17 protein-coding genes and 1 pseudogene are annotated in these 21,894 nt (G+C 68.2%); 9 read left to right on the forward strand and 9 right to left on the reverse strand.

Annotated elements, in window-relative coordinates; translation table 11 throughout:
* Positions 1-20 precede the first annotated feature (20 nt).
* From gsiB to H3H55_RS25735, 4 genes are all read right to left on the reverse strand, one after another.
* Positions 21-1,583 carry a glutathione ABC transporter substrate-binding protein GsiB gene (gsiB, locus tag H3H55_RS25720; protein ID WP_193100751.1) on the reverse strand — a complete coding sequence of 521 codons (1,563 nt, stop codon included), beginning with the start codon at positions 1,581-1,583 and terminating at the stop codon, positions 21-23.
* Between the two features lie 129 nt (positions 1,584-1,712).
* Positions 1,713-3,620 (reverse strand): dipeptide ABC transporter ATP-binding protein, encoded by a 1,908-nt coding sequence (locus H3H55_RS25725; RefSeq protein WP_193100752.1) that lies wholly within the window; start codon positions 3,618-3,620, stop codon positions 1,713-1,715.
* A 25-nt stretch (positions 3,621-3,645) separates the two neighbouring features.
* Entirely contained in the window at positions 3,646-4,638 is a 993-nt protein-coding gene (locus tag H3H55_RS25730) for an isoaspartyl peptidase/L-asparaginase family protein (protein ID WP_193100753.1), read from the reverse strand.
* A complete protein-coding gene (locus H3H55_RS25735) occupies positions 4,635-5,579 on the reverse strand; it encodes a MurR/RpiR family transcriptional regulator (RefSeq protein ID WP_129517169.1) in 945 nt (314 codons plus the stop codon). Before H3H55_RS25735 ends, H3H55_RS25730 begins: the two co-directional genes overlap by 4 nt.
* Positions 5,580-6,046: 467 nt before the next feature.
* Here H3H55_RS25735 and H3H55_RS25740 point away from each other — a divergent pair, with 467 nt between their 5' ends.
* The 5 genes from H3H55_RS25740 (at position 6,047) to H3H55_RS25760 (ending at position 13,849) form a co-directional block, all read left to right on the forward strand.
* Positions 6,047-7,318, forward strand: a complete 1,272-nt coding sequence (locus tag H3H55_RS25740) for an MFS transporter (protein ID WP_129517168.1) — start codon at positions 6,047-6,049, stop codon at positions 7,316-7,318.
* A gap of 27 nt (positions 7,319-7,345) precedes the next feature.
* Complete coding sequence (locus tag H3H55_RS25745) at positions 7,346-9,766, forward strand: glycoside hydrolase family 31 protein (protein ID WP_193100754.1); 2,421 nt, start codon at positions 7,346-7,348, stop codon at positions 9,764-9,766.
* A gap of 113 nt (positions 9,767-9,879) precedes the next feature.
* The gene (locus tag H3H55_RS25750) at positions 9,880-11,067 is read left to right on the forward strand and encodes a porin (RefSeq protein ID WP_193100755.1); all 1,188 of its coding nucleotides are present in this window, start codon (positions 9,880-9,882) and stop codon (positions 11,065-11,067) included.
* A 387-nt stretch (positions 11,068-11,454) separates the two neighbouring features.
* A complete protein-coding gene (locus H3H55_RS25755) occupies positions 11,455-13,476 on the forward strand; it encodes a BCCT family transporter (RefSeq protein ID WP_193100756.1) in 2,022 nt (673 codons plus the stop codon).
* A 61-nt stretch (positions 13,477-13,537) separates the two neighbouring features.
* Positions 13,538-13,849: a hypothetical protein gene (locus H3H55_RS25760; protein ID WP_193100757.1), complete on the forward strand. Its 312-nt coding sequence runs from the start codon at positions 13,538-13,540 to the stop codon at positions 13,847-13,849.
* Positions 13,850-13,948: 99 nt separating this feature from the next.
* Here H3H55_RS25760 and H3H55_RS25765 read toward each other — a convergent pair whose 3' ends face one another.
* Complete coding sequence (locus H3H55_RS25765; protein WP_193100758.1) at positions 13,949-14,788, reverse strand: class I SAM-dependent methyltransferase; 840 nt, start codon at positions 14,786-14,788, stop codon at positions 13,949-13,951.
* Positions 14,789-14,967: 179 nt separating this feature from the next.
* On the opposite strand from H3H55_RS25765, the gene H3H55_RS25770 reads away from it, so the two are divergent.
* The 3 genes from H3H55_RS25770 (at position 14,968) to H3H55_RS25780 (ending at position 18,183) form a co-directional block, all read left to right on the forward strand.
* On the forward strand, positions 14,968-16,431 hold the full coding sequence (locus tag H3H55_RS25770; RefSeq protein WP_193100759.1) for a metallophosphoesterase: 1,464 nt from the start codon (positions 14,968-14,970) through the stop codon (positions 16,429-16,431).
* Positions 16,432-16,474: 43 nt separating this feature from the next.
* Complete coding sequence (locus H3H55_RS25775; protein WP_193100760.1) at positions 16,475-17,812, forward strand: cytochrome-c peroxidase; 1,338 nt, start codon at positions 16,475-16,477, stop codon at positions 17,810-17,812.
* A gap of 95 nt (positions 17,813-17,907) precedes the next feature.
* Entirely contained in the window at positions 17,908-18,183 is a 276-nt protein-coding gene (locus tag H3H55_RS25780; protein WP_048245493.1) for a hypothetical protein, read from the forward strand.
* 87 nt (positions 18,184-18,270) lie between these two features.
* Here H3H55_RS25780 and H3H55_RS25785 read toward each other — a convergent pair whose 3' ends face one another.
* Complete coding sequence (locus tag H3H55_RS25785; RefSeq protein ID WP_413463973.1) at positions 18,271-19,755, reverse strand: PLP-dependent aminotransferase family protein; 1,485 nt, start codon at positions 19,753-19,755, stop codon at positions 18,271-18,273.
* A gap of 203 nt (positions 19,756-19,958) precedes the next feature.
* On the opposite strand from H3H55_RS25785, the gene H3H55_RS25790 reads away from it, so the two are divergent.
* On the forward strand, positions 19,959-20,309 hold the full coding sequence (locus H3H55_RS25790; RefSeq protein ID WP_048245495.1) for a hypothetical protein: 351 nt from the start codon (positions 19,959-19,961) through the stop codon (positions 20,307-20,309).
* A gap of 141 nt (positions 20,310-20,450) precedes the next feature.
* Here the strand turns inward: H3H55_RS25790 and H3H55_RS25795 are convergent.
* The 3 genes and pseudogenes from H3H55_RS25795 to H3H55_RS25805 form a co-directional block, all read right to left on the reverse strand.
* A pseudogene (locus H3H55_RS25795) lies at positions 20,451-20,809 on the reverse strand (DUF6691 family protein).
* A gap of 64 nt (positions 20,810-20,873) precedes the next feature.
* Positions 20,874-21,308, reverse strand: coding sequence for a YeeE/YedE family protein (locus H3H55_RS25800; RefSeq protein ID WP_193100762.1), 435 nt, complete (start codon positions 21,306-21,308; stop codon positions 20,874-20,876).
* Positions 21,298-21,648 (reverse strand): ArsR/SmtB family transcription factor, encoded by a 351-nt coding sequence (locus tag H3H55_RS25805; RefSeq protein WP_193100763.1) that lies wholly within the window; start codon positions 21,646-21,648, stop codon positions 21,298-21,300. The genes H3H55_RS25800 and H3H55_RS25805 overlap by 11 nt, the downstream gene beginning before the upstream one ends.
* Between the last annotated feature and the right edge of the window lie 246 nt (positions 21,649-21,894).

Below are 21,894 nucleotides of genomic sequence, written 5' to 3' on the forward strand. Positions count from 1 at the left end.
GCGTGGCGGGCAAACCGCCGTCATTTCAGCGAGATCTCGTCGAAGTTGAACGAGCCGTCCGGCATCACGTACGCGCCTTGCAGCCGCTTGCTGCGCGCATACACGATCTTCTCCTGCACGAGGAAGATCCACGGCGCATCGGCCCAGATCTGCTTCTGCGCGTCGCCGTAGAGTTCGGTCTTCTTCGTGCGGTCGACCGTCTCGAGTGCCTTCGCGAGATCGCCGTCGACCGCGTCGCTCTTGTAGTACGCGGTATTGACGAGCTTCGGCGGCGCCGACGCGCCGGCGAGCAGCGGCGTGATCGCCCAGTTCGCCTCGCCCGTCGACGACGACCAGCCGATGTAGTACATCCGCACCGGCGCCTTCGCCGGATCCGGCGCGCTCTCGACCTTCGCGACGCGCTCGCCGGCTTCCAGCGCCTGCACCTGCACCTTCACGCCGACCTGCGCGAGCTGCTGCTGCACGAACTGGATCGCCTTCTGCGACGTCGAGTTGTTATACGCGGACCACAGCGTCGTCTCGAAACCGTTCGGATAACCGGCCTCCTTCAGCAGCGCGCGCGCCTTCGCCGGGTCGTACGGCCAGGGGCCCAGCTTCGTCGCATAGTCGACGCCCTGCGGCACCACGCCGGTGGACGGCGTCGCGAAACCGGAGAACGCGACCTTCGCGAGCGCTTCCTTGTTCACCGCGTAGTTCAGCGCCTGGCGCACCTTCGGGTTGTCGAACGGCTTTTGCAGCGTATTCAGCGACACGAAGCGCTGCACGATCGACGCCCGCTCGACGACATCCACCTTCGGGTTGCCCTTCAGGTCGGCCGCCTGCTCGAACGGGATGCGGAACGCGAAATCGGCTTCGCCCGTCTTCATCAGCGCCGCGCGCGTGTTGTTGTCGACCACCGGCTTCCAGTCGATCGCGTCGATCTTCGGATAACCCTTCTTCCAGTAGCCGGCGAACTTCTTCACCTTCAGGTCGTCGGTCTGCTTCCACTCGACGAACTCGAACGGCCCGGTACCGACCGGATGCAGCGCGATGTCGCGCCCCCACTTCTTCATCGCGGCCGGCGAGATCATCACGGCCGACGGGTGCGCGAGCGTGTTGATGAACGCCGAGAACGGCTCGTGCAGCGTGACCTTCACCGTATACGGATCGACGACCTCGGTCTTCTCGATCACGCGGAACATGTTGTAGCGCTTCAGGTGGTTCGCGGGATCGGTCACGCGGTCGAAGTTCGCCTTCACGGCCGCCGCGTTGAAATCGGTGCCGTCATGGAACTTCACGCCCTGGCGCAGCTTGATCGTGTAGGTCTTCGCGTCGGTGCTCGCGTCGTAGCTCGTCGCCAGCACGTTGACGAGCTTCATGTCCTTGTCGAAGCCGAACAGCCCCTGGTAGAACGATTTGACGACGGCCTGCGACACCGTGTCGTTCGCGTCATACGGGTCCATCGTCGTGAACGTCGAATCCACCGCCATCACCGCGGTCTGCTGCGCGAACGCGGGTACCGCGGCCGACAGCGCGAACGCGCCTGCACCCGCAGCGAGCAGCGCGCGCGGTCGGAACATCGGGAACGAATACGACTTGCTCATCTTGTTGGGCTCCTGTGGATGATTCGGTAACGCGTGGTGGAAATCGCGGCGTGACTGCCCCAGTTCGGGATAAAGCCGCCGTTGTCTCGCTCGTGCGCAGCTGCGGTCCATATGCAACCTCCCGCACGTTCAATACGCGCCGCCGACGCGATGCGTCGCGACGTAATGATCGGGGCCGACCGCGACCAGCGGCGCAATCACCGGCTCGTCGCCGGCCGCGCGGATCGGGCTCGGGATTTCGTCCGCCGCGAGCTGGCGCGGCGCATGCCGACGCGCGGGGTCGGCCACGGGCACCGCGCTCATCAGCTTCTTCGTGTACGGGTGCTGCGGCGCTTCGAACACCGCGCGGCGCGGGCCGATCTCGACGATCTGGCCGAGATACATCACCGCGACGCGATGGCTGATGCGCTCGACGACGGCCATGTCGTGCGAGATGAACAGGTACGCGACGCCGAGCTCGCGCTGCAGGTCGAGCATCAGGTTGACGATCTGCGCCTGCACCGACACGTCGAGCGCCGACACCGACTCGTCGGCGATCACGACCTTCGGGTTCAGTGCGAGCGCGCGCGCGATCGCGATCCGCTGGCGCTGGCCGCCCGAGAATTCGTGCGGATAACGGCGCGCGGCCTCGGGCGGCAGGCCGACCTTGTCGAGCAGCCAGTCGACGCGCGCCTGCGCTTCGCGGCCGCTCGCGACGCCGTGCACGAGCAGCGGCTCCATGATCGAGAAGCCGACGGTCAGGCGCGGGTTCAGCGACGCGAACGGATCCTGGAAGATGAACTGGATGTTCCGGCGCAGCGCCTGCAGGTCATGGCCCTTCAGCGCGCTGATGTCGCGGCCGTCGAATTCAATCGAGCCGCTCTGCGATTCGACGAGGCGCAACAGCGAGCGGCCGGTGGTCGACTTGCCGCAGCCCGACTCGCCGACGAGCGCGAGCGTCTCACCCGCGCGCAGCTCGAAGCTCACGCGCTCGACCGCGTGCACGTATTGCGACACGCGGCCGAACACGCCGCTCTTCACCGGAAAGCGCGTCACGAGATCGCGCACGCGCAGGATCGGCGGTGCCGCGTGATCGACGGGCGGCTGCACGTCGGCATGCGCAACGTCGTTCGCCGCAGGCGCAGGCGCCGCGGCGCCCGCGCCATCCACCTTGAGCAGCGGGAATTTCTCGGGCGCATCGGTGCCCTGCATCGAGCCGAGCCGCGGCACGGCCGCGAGCAGCGCGCGCGTGTAGCGATGCGCGGGTGCCGCGAACAGGCGATCGGACTCGCCCTCCTCGACCTTCTCGCCGCGATACATCACGAGCACGCGGTCGGCCACTTCGGCCACCACGCCCATGTCGTGCGTGATGAAGATCACGCCCATGTTCATTTCGTCCTGCAGCCCGCGAACGAGTTGCAGGATCTGCGCCTGGATCGTCACGTCGAGCGCGGTCGTCGGTTCGTCGGCGATCAGCAGCGCGGGCCGGCACGACAGCGCCATCGCGATCATCACGCGCTGCCGCATCCCGCCCGACAACTGGTGCGGATAACGCGCGAACACGCGGCGCACTTCCGGGATACGCACGAGATCGAGCAGCCGCAGCGTTTCCGCGCGCGCCTCGGCCGCGCTTTTCGACTGGTGCAGCGCGATCGCCTCGCTGATCTGGTCGCCGACCGTGAACACCGGGTTCAGCGACGTCATCGGCTCCTGGAAGATCATCGCGATGTCCGAGCCGCGGATGCCGCGCATCGTCGAAGCGCTCGCCTGCGCCAGATCGACCAGCGCGCTGCCACGGCGCCGGAACGCGATGCTGCCGCTCGTGATCGCGCCGCCGCCGTGCTCGACGAGCCGCATCAGCGCGAGCGACGTGACCGACTTGCCGGAGCCCGATTCGCCGACAATCGCGAGCGTCTCGCCGCGATCGACGTGAAACGACACGTTGCGCACCGCGTCGAACGTCGCGCCTTCGCGGCGGAACGTGACCGACAGGTCGTCGACGGCCACCACGCGCTGCTCGGGCAGCGTCAGGCCGGACGGGTTACGGCTCGAAGTCATGCGTGTCTCCTCGTACGATCCGGAATCAGGCCGCGTCGTCGCGGTAAATGCCGACGACCGGCGCTTCGCCGACGCGCGCGTAGCCGCGGTACATCCCTTCGGTGTTGAACGGCATCGCGACGTTGCCCTGCGCATCGACCGCGATGAGCCCGCCGCGGCCCGCCAGGCGCGGCAGCTTGTTCATCACGACGTCGTGCGCGGCGTCGGCGAGCGACGTGCCGCGATACGCGATCTGCGCGGCAACATCATGCGCGGTCGCGAGCCGGATGAACATCTCGCCGGTGCCCGTCGACGACACCGCGCAGGTTGCATCGTCCGCATAGCAGCCCGCGCCGATGATCGGCGAATCGCCGACCCGCCCCGGCTGCTTGTTCGTGATGCCGCCCGTCGACGTCGCCGCCGCGATGTGGCCATGCAGGTCGCACGCGACCGCGCCGACCGTGCCGTGCTTGCGATCCGGATCGAGCGGTTCGGCCGGCTGCGGCTGCGAACTGCCGAACGCGAGCGTCGCCGCATCGTGGTCGAGCATCGGGCCGGCCGCCGCACGCGCCTTGATCCATTGCGCATGACGCGCTTCGGTATCGAAGTAGCCGGGCTCCGCCAATTCGAGCCCTTGCGCCTCCGCGAACGCATCGGCACCCGCGCCGGCGAACATCACGTGCTCGCTCGCTTCCATCACGCGCCGCGCGGCGAGCACAGGATTGCGCACGCGCGTCGCGCAGCAGATCGCGCCGGCGCCGAGCGTCGCGCCATCCATGACCGCCGCGTCGAGTTCGTGCGTGCCGTCGGCCGTATAGACGGCACCGTGCCCGGCGTTGAACAGCGGGCAATCCTCGAGCATCCGCACCGCGACGGTGACGGCGTCGAGCGCGCTGCCGCCGTCGGCCAGCACCTGCTGCGCGGCCTGCAGGATCGAGGTCAGCTCGGCACGGTACCGGCGTTCGGTGTCGGTATCCATCGCATTGCGCAGGATCGTGCCTGCGCCACCGTGAATCGCGACGATCGCGGATGAAGTCATGATTTTTTCGGACGAGAGGAAGAAGGGTTGGCGGCCGGCAGCGCCGCTTGCGGCTGCATCAGCCACGGCAGCAGGAATTCGGTCATTTCGGCAGCGGACTTCGCGGACCGGTGCGTGCGCAGCGCGACCGCATCGATCAGCGCCTCGATCATCGTGAGCACGGCCGCTTCCGACGTGGCCGCGAAGCGCCGTTCTGCCTTGACGTACAGGTTCAGCGACGCGATCGGCGCAAGCGGCGATTGCGGGCCGTCGGAAATGCCGAGCACTTGCGCACCGCGCGCCGCCGCGCGGCGGGCCAGCTCGATCGTGTCCTTCACGTAGCGCGGAAATGCGAGTGCGATCACGAGATCGCGCGAGTCGGCCGTATACAAGCGCCGCGCCGCATGCGACGGGCCGCCGAGCAGCGCGAGCGACTGCACGCTGTCGTGGCACACGGACAGCCCGTGCTCCATCAGCCCGGCAAGAAACGCGCTCGACCCCGCGCCGAGGATCAGCACGCGCCGTGCGCCGACGATCGCCTCGACCACGGCCTCGACATCGGCTGCATCCAGTTGCACGCGCGTGTTCTCGATGTTCGCGACGGCCTGGTCGAACACCGCGTCGATCCATGCGGCGCCGCGTACGCCGGGTTCCTGCTCCTGCGCGGAACGCAGCCGTTCGACCGGGCCGAGCGTCGCCTCGAAGCCGCGCACGAGCGCCGCGCGCATTGCCGGATAACCGTCGAAGCCCAGCGCCTTCGCGAAACGGTTCGCGGTCGCGATCGACGCATTCACGGCCTGCGCGAGTTCGTCGATGCGCATCGTCGCTGCACGAAACGGATTCGCGAGCACGAACTCGCCCATGCGCCGATGGATCGGCGTCATCAACGGCATCGCCGACGCGATCCGCTCGGCGATCGCGGGTTCGTCGTGACTGGCGTCGTGTGAAACGAGAGGCGTCATGCGAAGGGTCGTTGCAAGGTAAATGAAAATGAATTTACACAATAAGCGATCAAGAAAAAAATAAATTTTCACCGGGGTTGTCGCGCCTCATGCCGCGCCCGCAGATCGCCTGGGCGGCGCACAGCCCCGCCGCACGGGCATCCGGCGCGCGACCGCCGTGCGTCTCCGCGCGCCGCCACCACCCGGGCATCGGGAAAACCCCGACCATGTTCGTTCGAATGCAAATTCACGTTGACCGGATTCGAATTCGAACATAGGATGCTCGAAAATGATCAGTCGTCAGATAACATCCCCATCTGACGACCACGGAATGTTCGCTTGAACAGCGTAATTTCGATATAAACCGGTAAAGCCGGCGCCTATCAAGATCGGACATCGTATGAATAAGCCGATAAAGCCGGCCTGACCGGACGGCTTGCATGGATCAGGCGGGTGCGCATGCCCGCCCTGCCCAACAGGAGACAGCAGTGAAGACAGTCAAGGCGTTGCGCTGGTGGATCATCGTGCTCGTATGTCTCGGCACGATTCTCAACTACCTCGCACGGAACTCCCTCGCGGTGCTCGCCCCCGAGCTGAAGCAGGTATTCGCGATCTCGACGCAGCAGTACTCGTACATCGTCGGCGCATTCCAGATCGGCTACACGATCATGCAGCCCGTGTGCGGGTTCGTCGTCGACCTGATCGGGCTGCGGCTCGGGTTCGCGCTGTTCGCGATGCTGTGGTCCGTGGTGGGTGTCGCGCACGGCTTCGCGTCGGGCTGGCTGTCGCTCGGCATCCTGCGCGGTTTTCTCGGGCTGTTCGAGGCCGCCGCGATTCCGTCGGGCATGAAGGCCGTCGCCGAATGGTTTCCCGATCGCGAGAAATCCGTCGCGGTCGGCTACTTCAACGCGGGCACGTCGCTCGGCGCCGCGATCGCGCCGCCGCTCGTCGTGTTCCTGTCGATGCGGTTCGGCTGGCAGGCCGCGTTCATGGCGACCGGCGCACTCGGGTTCGTGTGGGCCGCGCTGTGGTACACGCAATACCGGTCGCCCGCCGATCATCCGCGCATCACGCCGCAGGAGCGCGCGCTGATCCGCGACGGCCAGGCGACGATGCCGCCCGTGTCGAAGCGCCGCATTCGCGACGTCGTCACCGCGCGGCGCTTCTGGGCCATCGCGCTGCCGCGCTTCTTCGCCGAACCCGCGTGGCAAACCTTCAGCTTCTGGATTCCGCTGTACCTCGCGACCGAGCGCCACATGCCGCTCACGCAGATCGCGATCTTCGCGTGGATGCCGTTTCTCGCGGCCGATGCCGGCGGCATCGCGGGCGGCTACCTGTCGCCGTATCTCGCGAAACGGTTCAGCCTGCCGCTCATCTGGTCGCGCGTCGCCGGCGTCGCGCTCGGCGCGGTGCTGATGCTCGGTCCGGCGCTGATCGGGCTCGTGTCGTCGCCGTACACGGCCATTGCGCTGTTCTGCGTCGGCGGCTTCGCGCACCAGATGATCTCCGCGCTCGTCAACACGCTGTCGGCCGACGTGTTCGATCCCGAGGAAGTCGGCACCGCGAGCGGCTTCGCCGGGATGGCCGCGTGGATCGGCGGGCTCGGTTTCTCGCTGCTGGTCGGTGCGCTCGCCGACAAGATCGGCTATGCGCCGCTGTTCGCGTGCCTCGGCCTGTTCGACATCATCGGCGTCACGCTGCTCGCGGTGCTGATCCGCGGGCAGTCGAAGCAGGAACGCCTGCTCGCACGGCACGCCTGACATTCGCTCTCACCAGGAATCGCATTCATGACCTCGCTTCTTCATCCGCCCGTGTTCCGCATCGCCGGCCGGCACGCGAACCGCGTGCTGCTCGCGTCCGATGCGGGCGCGACCCTCGAGATCTTCGTGCTCGAGGACGACATCGTGCGTGTGCGCGTGCTGCCCGATGCGACGGCACGCAACCCGCGCACTTGGACGATCGCGCCTGGCCTCGACGACGTGCCGCTCGACGGGCGCGACCGCCTCGACCTGGACGGCTTCGCGCTGCCCGCCTACGAATTCGCCGAAGACGACGACGGCCTGCGCATCGAAACCGCGCGGATCCGGCTCGCGGTGCGCTGGCAAGGCGGCCATTGCACGTGGTCGATGCGCGGCGCGGACGGCACGTGGCGCGTCGCGCTCGCCGACCGCTCGACGCAGGCGTACAACTTCGGCTGGTGGGACGATCGCGCGTATCACTACGTCGCTCGCGAGCGCGGCGACAAGGTGTTCGGTCTCGGCGAACGCGCGGGCGACCTGGACCACACCGGCGCGCGCTTCGAGATGCGCAACATCGACGCGATGGGCTACAGCGCGAAGCACACCGACCCGCTGTACAAGCACATCCCGTTCTACATCACGTGGTCGCCGGACGCGTGCCAGGGGTTCGGGCTGTTCTACGACACGCTGTCGGACTGCGCGTTCGACATGGGCCGCGAGCTCGACAACTATCACGGCCCGTACCGCTACTTTGTCGCCGAGCACGGCGATCTCGACTACTACTTCATTGCGTCGCCCGACACGCCGCTCGCGGCCGCGCGGCGCTTCACGTGGCTCACCGGGCGCCCCGCGCGCACGCCGAAATGGGGACTCGGCTACTCGGGCTCGACAATGAGCTACACCGATGCGCCGGACGCGCAGCAGCAGATGAACCAGTTCGTCGAGCAGTGCGACGCGCACGACATCCTGTGCGATTCGTTCCACCTGTCGTCGGGCTATACGTCGATCGGCGCGAAGCGCTACGTGTTCAACTGGAACCGCGACAAGTTTCCCGACGCGAAGGGTTTCGTGAAGCACTACCGCGACCACGGCATCCGCCTGTGCGCGAACATCAAGCCGTGCTTGCTGCGCGACCATCCCGCGTTCGACGATGCCGCCCGGCGCGGGCTGCTGATCCGCTCGGCGTCCGGCGAACCCGCGTGGGTGCAGTTCTGGGACGAGGTCGGCGCGTATCTCGACTTCACGCAGCCCGACGCGTACCACTGGTGGCGCGAGCAGGTCACGTCGGCCCTGCTCGAATACGGGATCGAGTCGACCTGGAACGACAACAACGAATACGAGATCTGGTCGCCCGACGCGATCGCGCACGGCTTCGGCCAGCCGTTCCCCGCGCGTGAGGCGAAGGTGCTGCAGACGATGCTGATGATGCGAGCGTCGCGCGAAGCGCAGCGCGCGCATGCGCCGGCACAGCGGCCGTTCCTCGTGTCACGCTCCGGCGGCGCCGGCATGCAGCGCTACGTGCAGACGTGGTCCGGCGACAACTACACGTCGTGGGAAACGCTGCGCTACAACCTGAAGATGGGCCTCGGGCTCGCGCTGTCGGGCGTATCGAACATCGGCCACGACATCGGCGGCTTCTCCGGGCCCGCGCCGTCGCCCGAACTCCTGCTGCGCTGGGTGCAGTTCGGCATCTTCATGCCGCGCTTCAGCATCCATTCGTGGAACGACGACGGCACCGTCAACGAACCGTGGATGTATCCGGAAGTCACCGCGCAGGTCGCGTCGCTGATCAAGCAGCGCTACCGGCTGCTGCCTTACCTCTATCACCTGCTGTGGCTGTCGACGACGCGCTACGAGCCCGTGCTGCGGCCGACCTTCGCCGATTTCCCCGGCGATGCGCGCTGCTACGACGAGTGCGACGACATGATGCTCGGCGACGCGCTGCTGGTCGCGCCGGTCGTCGAACCCGGCCACACGGAACGCACGGTCTACCTGCCGGCGGGCGCGCGCTGGATGTGCTGCGCGAGCGCGCGGTCGTTCGACGGCGGTACGAGCGTGACGTTGCCCGCGCCGCTCGACACGCCGGTGATGCTGCTGCGCGAAGGCCGCGTGCTGCCGCTGAACGTCGCGGAACAGCATTTCGGCGCACGCGCCGACACGCGCGGCTTCATCGTCGCGCCGCGTATCGAGGACGGCGTCGCGTACGGCGAATGCGTCGAGGACGACGGCGAGACGGAAGCGTGGCGCGACGGCGAATACGGACTGTGGCGGATCGAAACCGGCCGCGAGGCGTCGGGCACGCTCGGCGTGTCGGTGCGCTGGGACGGCCGCCCGGGCCGCCCGGCCGACCACGTCGAAATCCTGCTGCCCGCGTCGCTGCAAGGCCTGGTCGCCGTGCGCGGCGCACGCGTCGAGCAGGAAGCGCAGGACGGCGCATGGCGCCGCATCGTCGTCACGCTCGACGATTGATACGTCACACTGTACCGATCAGGCGGGCCGTTCGCGCGGCCCGCCGCCCGCCACAGAGGAGGTCGCCAAGCCTCCCGCCCCGTTGAACTGATGAAGAGATCTGGAGATCGATAATGAAAGTACCCGTCAACCGCTTTGCAATCCTTATTTTATCGGCCGCATCGCTCGGCTCGACTGCCGCCCGCGCACAGAGCAGCGTCACGCTGTACGGCGTCGTCGACGATTCGCTCGCGTACGTGAACAACCAGCAGGGCCATTCGAACATCTACATGCGCGACGGCAACCTGTATGCATCGAAGTTCGGGCTGCGCGGCGACGAGGATCTCGGCGGTGGCACCCATGCGATCTTCGACCTGCAGTCCGGCTTCAACCTGAACACCGGCGCGCAGGCCGCCGCCGGCACGATGTTCAATCGCCAGGCATTCGTCGGCCTGCGCAACGATCACTACGGCACGGTGACGGCCGGCCGCCAGTACACGCCCTACTTCCTGTTCGTCGGCCCGTACGCGTCGAGCAGCTGGCTGACCGGCGCGACGGGCGCACATCCGGGCGACATCGACGGCCTCGACACGACGATCCGCGTGAACAACTCGGTCACCTATACGTCGCCGATCTTCGGCGGGCTGAGCGCGAGCGCGATGTACGCTTTCGGCGGCATTGCCGGCGCGACCGGCAAGGGCAACACGTTCAGCGCCGCGCTGCGTTACGCGAACGGGCCGATCGGGATCGCGGCCGGCTACCTGCGCATCAACAGCTCGGGCTCGTCCGCCGGCTTCCTGAACCCGGCCACCGCGCCGTCGGGCAGCTTCGCGGTGTCCGTGCTGAACCAGGGCTACCTGACCGCGAAGGCTGTCGAGCAGGTCGCGGCAGCCGGCAACTACACGCTCGGCGACCTGACGATGGGCGTCAACTATTCGAACGTGAAGTACCTGCCCGGCAACGGCTCCGCGTTCACGGACACGGCCGTGTTCAACACCTACGGCGCACTCGCCGCGTACCGCTTCACGCCGGCGTTCTCGGTGGCCGGCGCGTTCGCGTACACGCTCGCGTCGAAAGCGAACGGCGTCCCGAACGCGGCCCGTTACCAGCAGTATTCGCTGAAGGAGTCGTACAGCCTGTCGAAGCGCACGACGCTCTACGCACTGCAGGCGTACACGCATTCGAGCGGGCAGACGCTCGGCGCGCAAGGCGCGGGCCACGTCATCGACGCGGCGCCGATCGTCGGCGATTCGCAGCAACTCACGCCGTCGACGACGCACGGCCAGTTCGTCGGCATGGCCGGGATCGCCGTCACTTTCTGAGCGCCCCCAGACCTGTCGCTTCGCGCCAGGCCCCCCGAGGGGGTCAAGAAAACTTGGGGCGGCCCGGCGTTTTCTTGAGAACCCGCACGACAGCGCCTTCCGCGCGCTGCCCCGCCCCGGACGATGCGCACTTCACGCGCGCCGTCCGGGCGCCCGCTGTACCCCCACCGCAGCGCTTTCCTCGTTCCGTCCGCTCGCCGCGCGAACCACGCGGGTTTTCTCGATCGTCCCGATACCTTACAATTCGTCAGGTTGATCCCTTCTGCATGCCCCTTCTTGCAGTCCTGACACCGCGGTACACTCGACGCACGCCGTACCAGGGTCCGACGCGCGACGCGCGCGCCGGGCGGCGTCGCGCCTCGTTGCGCCCACAACTGGATGCCCGCCATGCCAGATTCCCGTCCCTCGCCCCGCACGACATTCAAGCCGCAGGTCGTCCTGCCCGCGCTCGCGGTGATCGGTGCGCTGCTCGTCGTGTGCGCGCTGCAACCGAGCGAAGCCGGCGCGCTGTTCTCCGCCGGCCAGCAATGGGTCATCGCGCGCTTCGACTGGTTCTACGTGCTGGCCGTCACCGGCTTCCTCGTGTTTCTCGTGCTGGTCGCCGCGAGCGGCTTCGGCAACATCCGGCTCGGCCCCGACGACGCCGAACCCGAATTCAGCTTCGTGTCGTGGACAGCCATGCTATTCGCGGCCGGCATGGGCATCGGCCTCATGTACTTCGGCGTCGGCGAGCCGATGCAGCATTTCCTGAAACCGCCGACCGTCGACCCCGGCACGCCCGCCGCCGCGCGCGAAGCGATGCTGATGACCTTCTTCCACTGGGGCTTCCATGCGTGGGCGATCTACGGGCTGATGGGGCTCGTGCTCGCGTACTTCGGCTTTCGCTACAACCTGCCACTGACGTTGCGCTCGGGGCTGTATCCGGTGCTGCGCGAACGCATCAACGGCTGGATCGGCCATACCGTCGACGCGTTCGCGCTGGTCGGCACCGTCGCGGGCATCGCGACGACACTCGGCTACGGCGTGATGCAGTTGAGCGCCGGCCTGCATACGGTTGCCGGCTGGGACACGGGCAGCAACGTGTTTCGCATCGGGCTCGTCGCGGTCGTCGTGATCCTGGCGGGCGTGTCGGCCGCGACCGGCCTCGACAAGGGGGTGCGTCGGCTGTCCGAGCTGAACCTGCTGCTGGCGTTCCTGCTGCTCGCGTTCGTGGTCGTCGCGGGCCCGACGGCGTTCCTGCTGCGCGCGCTCGGCGACAACATCGGCCAGTACCTGTCGAGCCTCGTCGACCTGTCGTTCCGCACGTACGCGTATGCGCCGCCGCGCGAGGAAGGCTGGTTCGGCGGCTGGACGATCCTCTATTGGGCGTGGTGGATCTCGTGGTCGCCGTTCGTCGGCATGTTCATCGCGCGCATCTCGCGCGGCCGCACGATCCGCCAGTTCGTGATCGGCGTGCTGCTCGTGCCGACCGCGTTCAACCTCGTCTGGATGACCGTGTTCGGCAACAGCGCGATCTGGCTCGATACGCACGGCGCGGCCGGCGCGCTCGCGCAGACGGCCACCAACGTCGACGCGCTGCTGTTCCGCTTCTTCGATTTCCTGCCGCTGCCGCAACTGCTGTCGATCGTCGCGATCGTGCTGATCGCGGTGTTCTTTGTCACGTCCGCCGATTCGGGCGCGTTCGTGATCGACCAGATCGCGACGCGCGGCAATGCGCACTCCCCCGTCTGGCAGCGGCTGTTCTGGGCCGCGCTGCTCGGGGTGACCGCCGCGGTGCTGCTCGTCGCGGGTGGTCTCGGTGCGCTGCAGGCGATGACGCTGATCGCCGCGCTGCCGGTCGCCATCATCATGCTCGCGCTCTGCTACGGGCTGTGGCGCGGGCTCGCGGCCGACCGCGCGCACTATTCGCAGGACGTCGCGCCCGCGACGACCTTCTGGACCGGCCAGCACTGGCGCCACCGCCTGACGCACATCCTGCGGCAGACGACCGAGGCCGAGGCACGTCAGTTCGTCGCCGAGACGGTCGAGCCGGCGCTGCGCAAGGTCGCCGACGAACTGCGCGCGAGCGGCGTCGATGCGCACGTGCAGCGCGACAGCGACGACGCCGTGCGGCTCACCGTGCCGACCGCCGAACACCGCGATTTCGTGTACGGCGTGCGCGTGACGGTGAAATCCGCGGCCGCGTTCCTGATGCGCGAGGCGGCCGAGCCGGAAGCCGCGCGGGCGCACGTGTACGGGATCGTCACGTTCTTCGAGGACGGGCGGCTCGGCTACGACGTCGAATACCTGCGCGGCGACGAAGTGATCGCCGACGTGCTGCGCCAGTACGAACGTTACGTATCGCTCGCGGGCGACAAGCGCACGCATCTGCTGAGCCGCGCGCCGGGGCACGCGACGGAGGCCGAATGAACGCGCACGCTGCAGCCTTTACAACGCCGCGTCGGTCCGCCACGTTCGACGGAGCCACGCGATGAGCTGGCTCCTGCAAAGCCGCTCCGCCGACATCGTCGCGCTCGGCACGCTCGCCTTGCTTTATCTCGGCGGAGCCGGCATCGCGCTGTGGCGCATCCGGGCCGCGGCGCCGCGCGGCAAGGTTTACTGGATCGTCTGCATGACGCTGCTGGCAGGTGGCGCCATCGCGATGGGCGGCAACCTGTCGCCCGCGCCGAACAGCGGTGAAATGCCGCCCGGTTTCGCGCTCGGCGTCGAAGCCGTCCTGCTCGGCCTCGCGTTCGTTGCCGGCGGTTGTGCGTGGCTGATGCTGCGCAACCGGCGACGCTGACGCGCGCACGTCGCGCGGTTCGGCTTCATCACGCGAAAACGGCAACGCGCCGGGCGGACCGGCCACCGCCTCTTCCCTGGTCCGCTTTATCGCAACACGTTACGCACGCGCCGTCACGAGCCAGCACGCTGCGTCGAAGCGCACGTCCGCGCCGTGGATGTAACGCTCGAACGCCGCGCGCACCGTATCGACCACGCGCCGCCGGGTCGCGTCGTCCGTCTCCAGCAGCGCGAGCCCGACCGGGCCCAGCCGTGAGATGTAGTCGCCCAGCGCCGGCTCGGGCAGCACACATGCCATCTCGACCGGCTCGATCTCGACGTCGGCCCAGCCGCTGTCCGACAGCACCGATGCGATCCGCTGCCGGTCGCCGAACGCGAACTGCCCCGGCGCACCGGGCCGTCGCGCGGGCAGGTTCGGCAGCAACGGCGCGGCGGCCCGCTCGGCCGTCGTCATGAACGGGTTGTCTGCCGCGCTGCGCCACGCGACGAACCGCATCCGCGCGTTCGGCCGCGCCGCGTGCCGAAGGTTCGCGAACGCCCGCACCGGATCGTCGAAGAACATCACGCCCAGGCGCGACACGATCAGGTCGACGCTCGCGGGCGCGAACGCATGCGTCTGCACATCCGCGCGCACGAAGCTGGCGTGAAGGCCGCTACGTTCGGCGCGCGCCTGCGCGGCATCGATCATCCTGGCCGAGATATCGATACCCGTGCATTGCGCATGCGCGCCGAGCCGGCGCGCGATCGCGAGCGTGACCGCGCCCGTGCCGCAGCCGACGTCGAGCACGCTGCGCGCGGACGACGCGGCCGCCGCATCCGCGAGCAGCGTCTCGAACGGCGCGAACATCCGGTCGAGCGACGCCTGCGCATCGACCCAGGCGCGCCCCGACGGGCCGTTCCACAGTGCGGATTGTTCGTCGTTGGGCCGGTTGGTTTCCATCGTCGATTCCCCTTCTGGTTCATTGATCATGAACCGGACTGTGCCGCTTCAAGCCGGCTTGAGGTCAAGGCCCCGGCGGCAACCTGCCGCAGCGGTCCCGACCCGGCTACGCGCCCGGTCTTTTCATATTTCTTACATTTGCGCTGCGTATCGTTGACGACTTTCCTACGGTGCCTCCCATGCGACGACTCTTCCCGCGCGCACTGCTCGTGCGCTGCGCCCCTCTTGTTGTCCTCGCCGCGCTCTCCGCGTGTTCGAATCACATCGATACGCCGGCCGATCCGGCCAGCGCGTCGGTCAACGTCCAGGCCGCATGGGTCGAGATCGGCGACGCGAACCAGGCGATCGCGCGCGTCATCACGAACTACACGCCCGCGTCGGCCGGCGAGCCGCTGTGTCCGCAACTGACCGTCGACGGCAACCTGTCGCGCATGACGCTGCGCGCGGGCGCCGCGACCGTGGCCCAGCGGCCGACCGCCAGCGATCCGTCCGACTCGAAGCCGTCGAGCTTCCCGGTGTCCGTCTGCGAGGCGACGCTGCCGGCCGACGCGCAGGCGGCGAGCGTCGCGGGCCGCACATTGCCGCTGCCGAAAGCGCAGCCGCAACGCATCGCGATCATCGCCGACACGGGCTGCCGGATGAAGAAAGCCGACAACGCATGGCAGGCATGCAACGACGCGACGGTCTGGCCGCTCGACACGATCGCGGCCAGCGTCGCGAAGCTGTCGCCCGACCTGGTGCTGCACGTCGGCGACTACCACTATCGCGAGAACGCATGCCCGCCGGACATCGCCGGTTGCAAGGACAGCCCGTGGGGTTATGGCTGGGATACGTGGCAGGCCGACCTGTTCCGCCCGGCCGCACCGCTGCTCGCGAAGGCGCCGTGGGTCGTCGTGCGCGGCAACCACGAGGAATGCGCACGGGCCGGCCAGGGCTGGTTCCGTTTCCTCGATCCGCGCCCGTATTCGGCCGCCCGCTCGTGCGACGATCCGGCCAACGACAACGACGCGAACTACTCCGAGCCGTATGCGGTGTCGCTCGGCAGCGGCTCGCAGGTGATCGTGTTCGACACCGCGAAGGTCGGCCGTACGCCGCTCAAGACGACCGACGCGCAATTCCGCATCTACCAGAAGCAGTTCCAGACGGTGGCGTCGCTCGCGTCGAAGGCCGGCATGACCACGACGATCTTCACGAACCATCATCCGATCCTCGCATTCGCGCCGATTGCCGGCAGCACGCCCGCGCCGGGCAACCTCGCACTGCAGTCGGTGATGTCGAGCCTCAACGCGCAGGCGTACTACCCGCCCGGCGTGCACGTCGCGCTGCACGGACACGTGCACGACTTCCAGGCGATCAACTTCTCGTCGGGGCACCCGGCGACGATCGTGTCCGGCAACGGCGGCGACAACCTCGACGTCGCGCTGCCCGACCCGTTCCCGGCCGGCCTGACGCCCGCACCGGGCGCCGTGATCGAGCGGCTGTCGCACAACAACAGCTTCGGCTTCCTGATCATGGAGCGCAACGCCGCACCGGCGACGGGCTGGGTGTTCCGCGCGTATTCGGCCGCAGGCAAGCTGCTCGCGTCGTGCAACCAGTCGGGCACGACGCTCGCTTGCGACAAGACGGGGTTCATTGCGCCGTGAGTGACGAGGTTCGATGTGACGGCCGCGTTGCGCGCGCCGGCAAATGTTGAATGTGCTTGCCGCGGCCGTGCTCGCCGGCCTGGCGCTCGCGGCCCATGCCGCGCCGGCCGACACGGTCCTGCTCCTCGGCGCGCCGCCGTCGCGCGTCGTCGACACGATCGGCAACGGCACGCCGCAGGTGACGGGCAAGATCGATGCGGCCACCGCGCGCTTCGCGCCCGACCCGACACTCGTCGCGCTCGGCCGCCGGATCTTCTTCGACCCGCGGCTGTCCGAGCCGCGCGGCATGTCGTGTGCGGGCTGCCACGATCCGGGCCGCGCGTTCGCGCCGACGCTGTCGGCCGCCTCGCTCGCGGGACCCGGCGTGCCGGAAGGCAGCCGGCACGGGCATTTCAGCCAGCGCAATGCGCCGTCGCTGCTCTATGTGCGCTACGTGCCGCGCCGCCACTTCTACCAGGACGACGATGCGCCTGCGCCGTCGCCGTTCGGCGGCCTGTTCAGCGACGGCCGCGCGGATACGCTCGCCGAGCAGATCCGTGGGCCGCTGTTCGATTCGAACGAGATGAACAACCGGTCGCCGGCCGCGCTGCTGCGCAAGGTCAATGCGACCGAGCTCGCGCCCGATCTCGCCGCGCGTTTCGGTGCACCGGTGCGGCGCGATCCCGAACAACTGGTGCGCGCGCTGGGTTCGGCCGTCGAAGCCTATCTGCAGAGCGACGAGATGGCGCCGTTCACGTCGCGCTTCGACGCGTTCCTGCGCACGCGCAAGCCGCTTGCGCCTGCCGAGATGCGCGGCCTCGCGCTGTTCCGGAATCCGGACAAGGGCAACTGCATGACCTGCCATACGCTGTCGGAGACCTCGAGCCGCCCGGAGCGCTCGCTCTTCACCGATTTCGGTTATGACGCGATCGCGGTGCCGCGCAATCGCGCGCTGCCGGCGAACCGCGATCCGCGCCATTTCGACAACGGGCTGTGCGACACCGCGCGTCGGCTGCGCTGGCCCGAGCCGACGCAATGGTGCGGCTACTTGCGCACGCCGGGGCTGCGCAACGTCGCGGTCAAGCAGACGTTCATGCACAACGGCGTGTTCACGACGCTGCGCGATGCGGTCGCGTTCTACAACACGCGCTCGACCGACCCCGGTTTCTGGTACCACGGCGCCACGACGTTCGACGACGTGCCGGCCGCCTATCGCGGCAACATCAACGTCAATTCGACGCCGATGAATCGCCGGCCCGGTACGCCGCCCGCGCTGACCGAAGCGGAAATCGACGACATCGTCGCGTTCCTCGGCACGCTGACCGACGCGCGCTATTCCGGCATCGCCGCGCCTGCTGCTCCAGCCACGCGGATCACCGGAGCCGCCGTGCCGGCGCGCTGACCCTGGCCGAACGGCCAATCGCACGCGCCCGCTTGCAGTCGCCTCACATACTGGTTATATTTACAGTACTGTATTTATGAACAGTGAGGTGCGCGATGGAACATCTGGTCCGTATCGTCAACGACACCGATCGCCAAGTGCTGGCGTGGCTTCGCGCGCAGGCCGGCGATGCCCGCGTCGAGCGCGCGGCGCGCCAACTCGGGCATACGCGGAAGCCATTCCCGTCCGCCGTATGCCGGTACCTGGGCATGAGCGTGCCGGCTACGCTGCGCCCGGCTACCCAGCCGCGCGCCGCCCGCGATTTCTCGGTCGGCGATCGTTACCTGTCGCTGATCCGCCAGCACCTCGCCACGCACTCGGCCGGCCGCTGAAGTGGCGGCGTCCGCCCGCTACGGTGGCACGGCAGGCCGCGGCCGGGTGACCGCGAATGCACGAAGCCCGGCCGGCAGCCGCCGCGCTTACGCAGCAGCAGCCGCGTCGCGTATGAGGCGCCCGAGCGTTTCGAAAGCTGCCTCGTGCGCCGCATCGAACACGCGCGTGCAGGCGAGCCGGATATAGGCGTCGAAGCGGTCGGAATTCGAGAAGATCGAACCGGGCGCGATCTTGACACCGTGCGCCAGCGCGGCATCGAACAGCGCATCGGAACGCACACCGTCCGGCAACGCGATCCACAGCAGCATCCCGCCCGGCGGCTGGTTCATCCGGGTTCCGGCCGGGAAATGCCGTGCAATCGCGTCGATCGTCACGTCGCGCTGTACGCGCAACTGCTCGCGGAACCGGTGCAGATGGCGATCGAACGCGCCCGAGCCGACGAATTCGGCCGCAACGGCCTGCAGCAACGCGGCGTTGTGCCGGCTGTGCGCGAACTTCAGCATCTTCACGCGCGCGTGCCAGCGCCCCGCGCTCACCCAGCCGAGCCGCATCCCGGGGGCCAACACCTTGTTGAACGACGGGCAGTAAATCACCGTGCCGTCGCGGTCCCAAGCCTTGACCGGCTTGACCGTCTGCGGCGCTTCGACGAGCTCGCGATAAGGCTCGTCCTCGATCACGGCCACGCCGTGGCGCGAACACAGCGCGACGAGCGTGGCCTTGCGCTCGTCGGGCATCACGCAGCCGAGCGGGTTTTGCAGGTTCGGCACGACGACCACCGCACGAATATCCGGATACGCGGCCAGCGCCACTTCGAGCGCCTCGATCGACAGGCCGGTCGTCGGGCTGGCCGGGATTTCGAGCGCGCGCAGGCCGAGACTTTCGAGCAACTGGATCAAGCCGAAGAAGGCCGGCGATTCGATCGCGATCGTGTCGCCGGGGCGCGCGACCGCACGCAGTGCGAGATTCACGGCGTCGACGCCACCGCTCGTCGACATCACGTCGTCCGGCGACACGGTCACGCCGTACGACAGCGCGCGTTTGGCCATCGTCTGCCGAAATTCGGGCGAACCGCCGACGGGCCCAGCGTCGGTCAGCAATGTGGGCTTGCGACGTAACAACCGGATCGCCATCGCCTGCAGGCGCTCGGTCGGATACAGCGTGGCCAGTGCGGACGCGCCGCCGAGATTCAACGCATCGGTCGCCGCGTTAGCGCGGTCGATCACGCGCGACACGCGTTCGTGCAGACCCGCATACGGCGGCTCGACGCTCAGCGGCGGTCCGTCGCTTTCCGGCAGCGTGGCCAGCGCGGCTGACGCGCGACGCCGCACGAAGTACCCCGAGCGCGGCTTTGCCTCGCACCAGCCCGTATCCTCGAGCCGGCGGAACGCCTGAATCGCGGTCGACAGGCTCACGCCGTGCTGCGCCATGAACGCGCGCACCGACGGCATCCGGTCGCCGGGCGACAGCGTGCCGGCCGCGATGATGCGGCGGTAATGCTCGGCGAGCCGTTCGTAAAGCGGCTCGCCGTCCATCGGCAAGAGCGTGCGGGATGCATCGGTAAAAGGCGTCATGCGGGCCATCGTGCCCGCGCGGCCGAGGGCACGCCAGATACAGATTCGGGGCAAACCCACCGATACAGCGATGAAAAATCGTCGCCTGCACCGCAACAGATTCCCGTCCCCTGAATCTGTCGTGCCCGTGCCCGTTTCCCTAACCTGATTGCACGCTGTCGCCTCGCCGTCGCGGGGCCGCGCAACCGGGAAAAGGAATCGCCATGCGGACGCAACATCTCCGGCTCGACGCCGGGCAAAGCCACTTTGCGTGGTTCGACAAGGGCAGCCAGGTGATCGTGCTGGACGGCGCACTCGCGGTGACGCTACGTCACGGCGGGCTCGACTGGCTACCCGACGCGCCGCAGTACGTTCGCCGCGTGCTCGACGAAGGCGAATGCCTGACGTTCGAGACGGCCGGCCACGTGGCGTTATCGGCCGGCGGCGCGGGCGCGGTCAGCACGACGGTCGTGGAACCTGCCGGCCGGCCCGGCGCACTCGCGGCGTGGCGCGCGATCCTGCGCCGGCTGTCCGGGCGGGTGCGTGGCGGCCATCATGCGCGCGAGCAGTCCTGACATCGCCACTTGCTTCGTCACGACGGGCGTCACGCAGCCACCGCGTCATTCAGCGATGTGCGGGCGCGATCCGGTCCGGCCATCCCCATCCGCAGACCTCAACGGCTGCCGCTGTCTGCCCGGCAAGCGGCAGCGCCACGCTCACCGTGCGCTCCTGCGCCGCTCGGCCCATTCGAATACCGCCATCCCGGCCAGCATCGCGACGAAGAACACGATCCCCTTGGCCGATCCGAGGCCGATCGACACGATCGCGGGCCCCGGGCAGAACCCGGCAATCCCCCAGCCGATGCCGAACACGGCGCTCCCGGCGACAGGCGCACGGTGATCGCGCGCAGGGCCGGCAACTGCATCGGCAAGCCGAGCCACGACCGCGTCCGGCGCTTCGCCCACGCGAACGCGAACACGGCCACGCCCGTCGCGCCGGCCATCACGAACGCGAGCGACGGATCCCAGCGGCCCGCCAGGTCGAGAAAGCCAAGCACCTTCTGCGGATCGGCCATGCCCGACACGATAAGGCCGACGCCGAACAGCAGCCCCGCCAGAAACGCGAATCCTGCCTGCATGTCAACCTCCCAGCACGTGCCGCCGCACGAATACGGTCACGAAGCCCGCGACCATGAAGACTGCCGTCGCGACCACCGAGCGCAACGCACCACGCGACATCCCGCAAACACCGTGGCCGCTCGTGCATCCGCCTGCGTATCGCGTTCCGATTCCGACCAGCAGCCCGGCCGCCAGCAGGTCGAACCAGCCTGCATCGACCTGCGGCGTCAGGCCGGCTCCGGCGGCGCGCATCGCGAGCGGTGCGGCGATCAGCCCGGCGACGAATGCAACGCGCCAGTCGCGCTCTCCCGCGCCCGCCGTGAACAGGCCGCCGACGATGCCGCTGATGCCGGCAATCCGGCCGTTGAACGCGACGAGCCACGCGGCCGCCAGCCCGATCAGCACACCGCCGGCCAGCGACAGCCACGGCGTGAAATGAATCGCATCAAGCTGCATCGCGCGCCCCCTTCGCGGCCGGACCGCAGAACTGTTCGTACAGCACGCCCATCACCGCGATCGCGGCCGGGCTGTCGAGCGAATAGTGGATGTTCTTGCCTTCGCGGCGCGTACGGACCAGCGCGTTGTCCCGCAACACGCCGAGCTGCTGCGACAGAGTCGGCTGGCGGATGTCCAGCTTCGTCTCGAGATCGCTCACGCAGCGCTCGCCCTGCGACAGTTCGCACAGCAGCAGCAACCGGTCGGGATTCGACAGCACCTTGAGCAACGCGCAGGCCGATTCGGCGGCTGCGCGCATCTGGTCGGGCTCGGGCAGCCCGGCGGGAAGATCGTGGTTCATCAGCGCAGGAAGACAATTAAAGAACAAATATTATATCAATTTATATAATATTGGTTCCGACTGCTTGCCTGGCAGCGACCTTGTGCCCTCTTCGGGCCTGTCCAGGTTCGTTCGCCCGCGTCGCATCGGCGCGAACCACGCCGAGCGCCAGCCTCCTGCCGATGGAGTGCCAAAGTCAGCGCGCGGTGTCGATGGTCTGGCACCCCGAAAGCGCGAATCGCGCGGCCGTGGCCGCGACAATCGAGT

It is taken from the genome of Burkholderia sp. Z1, from assembly GCF_014893795.1.
GTDB lineage: Bacteria > Pseudomonadota > Gammaproteobacteria > Burkholderiales > Burkholderiaceae > Burkholderia > Burkholderia theae.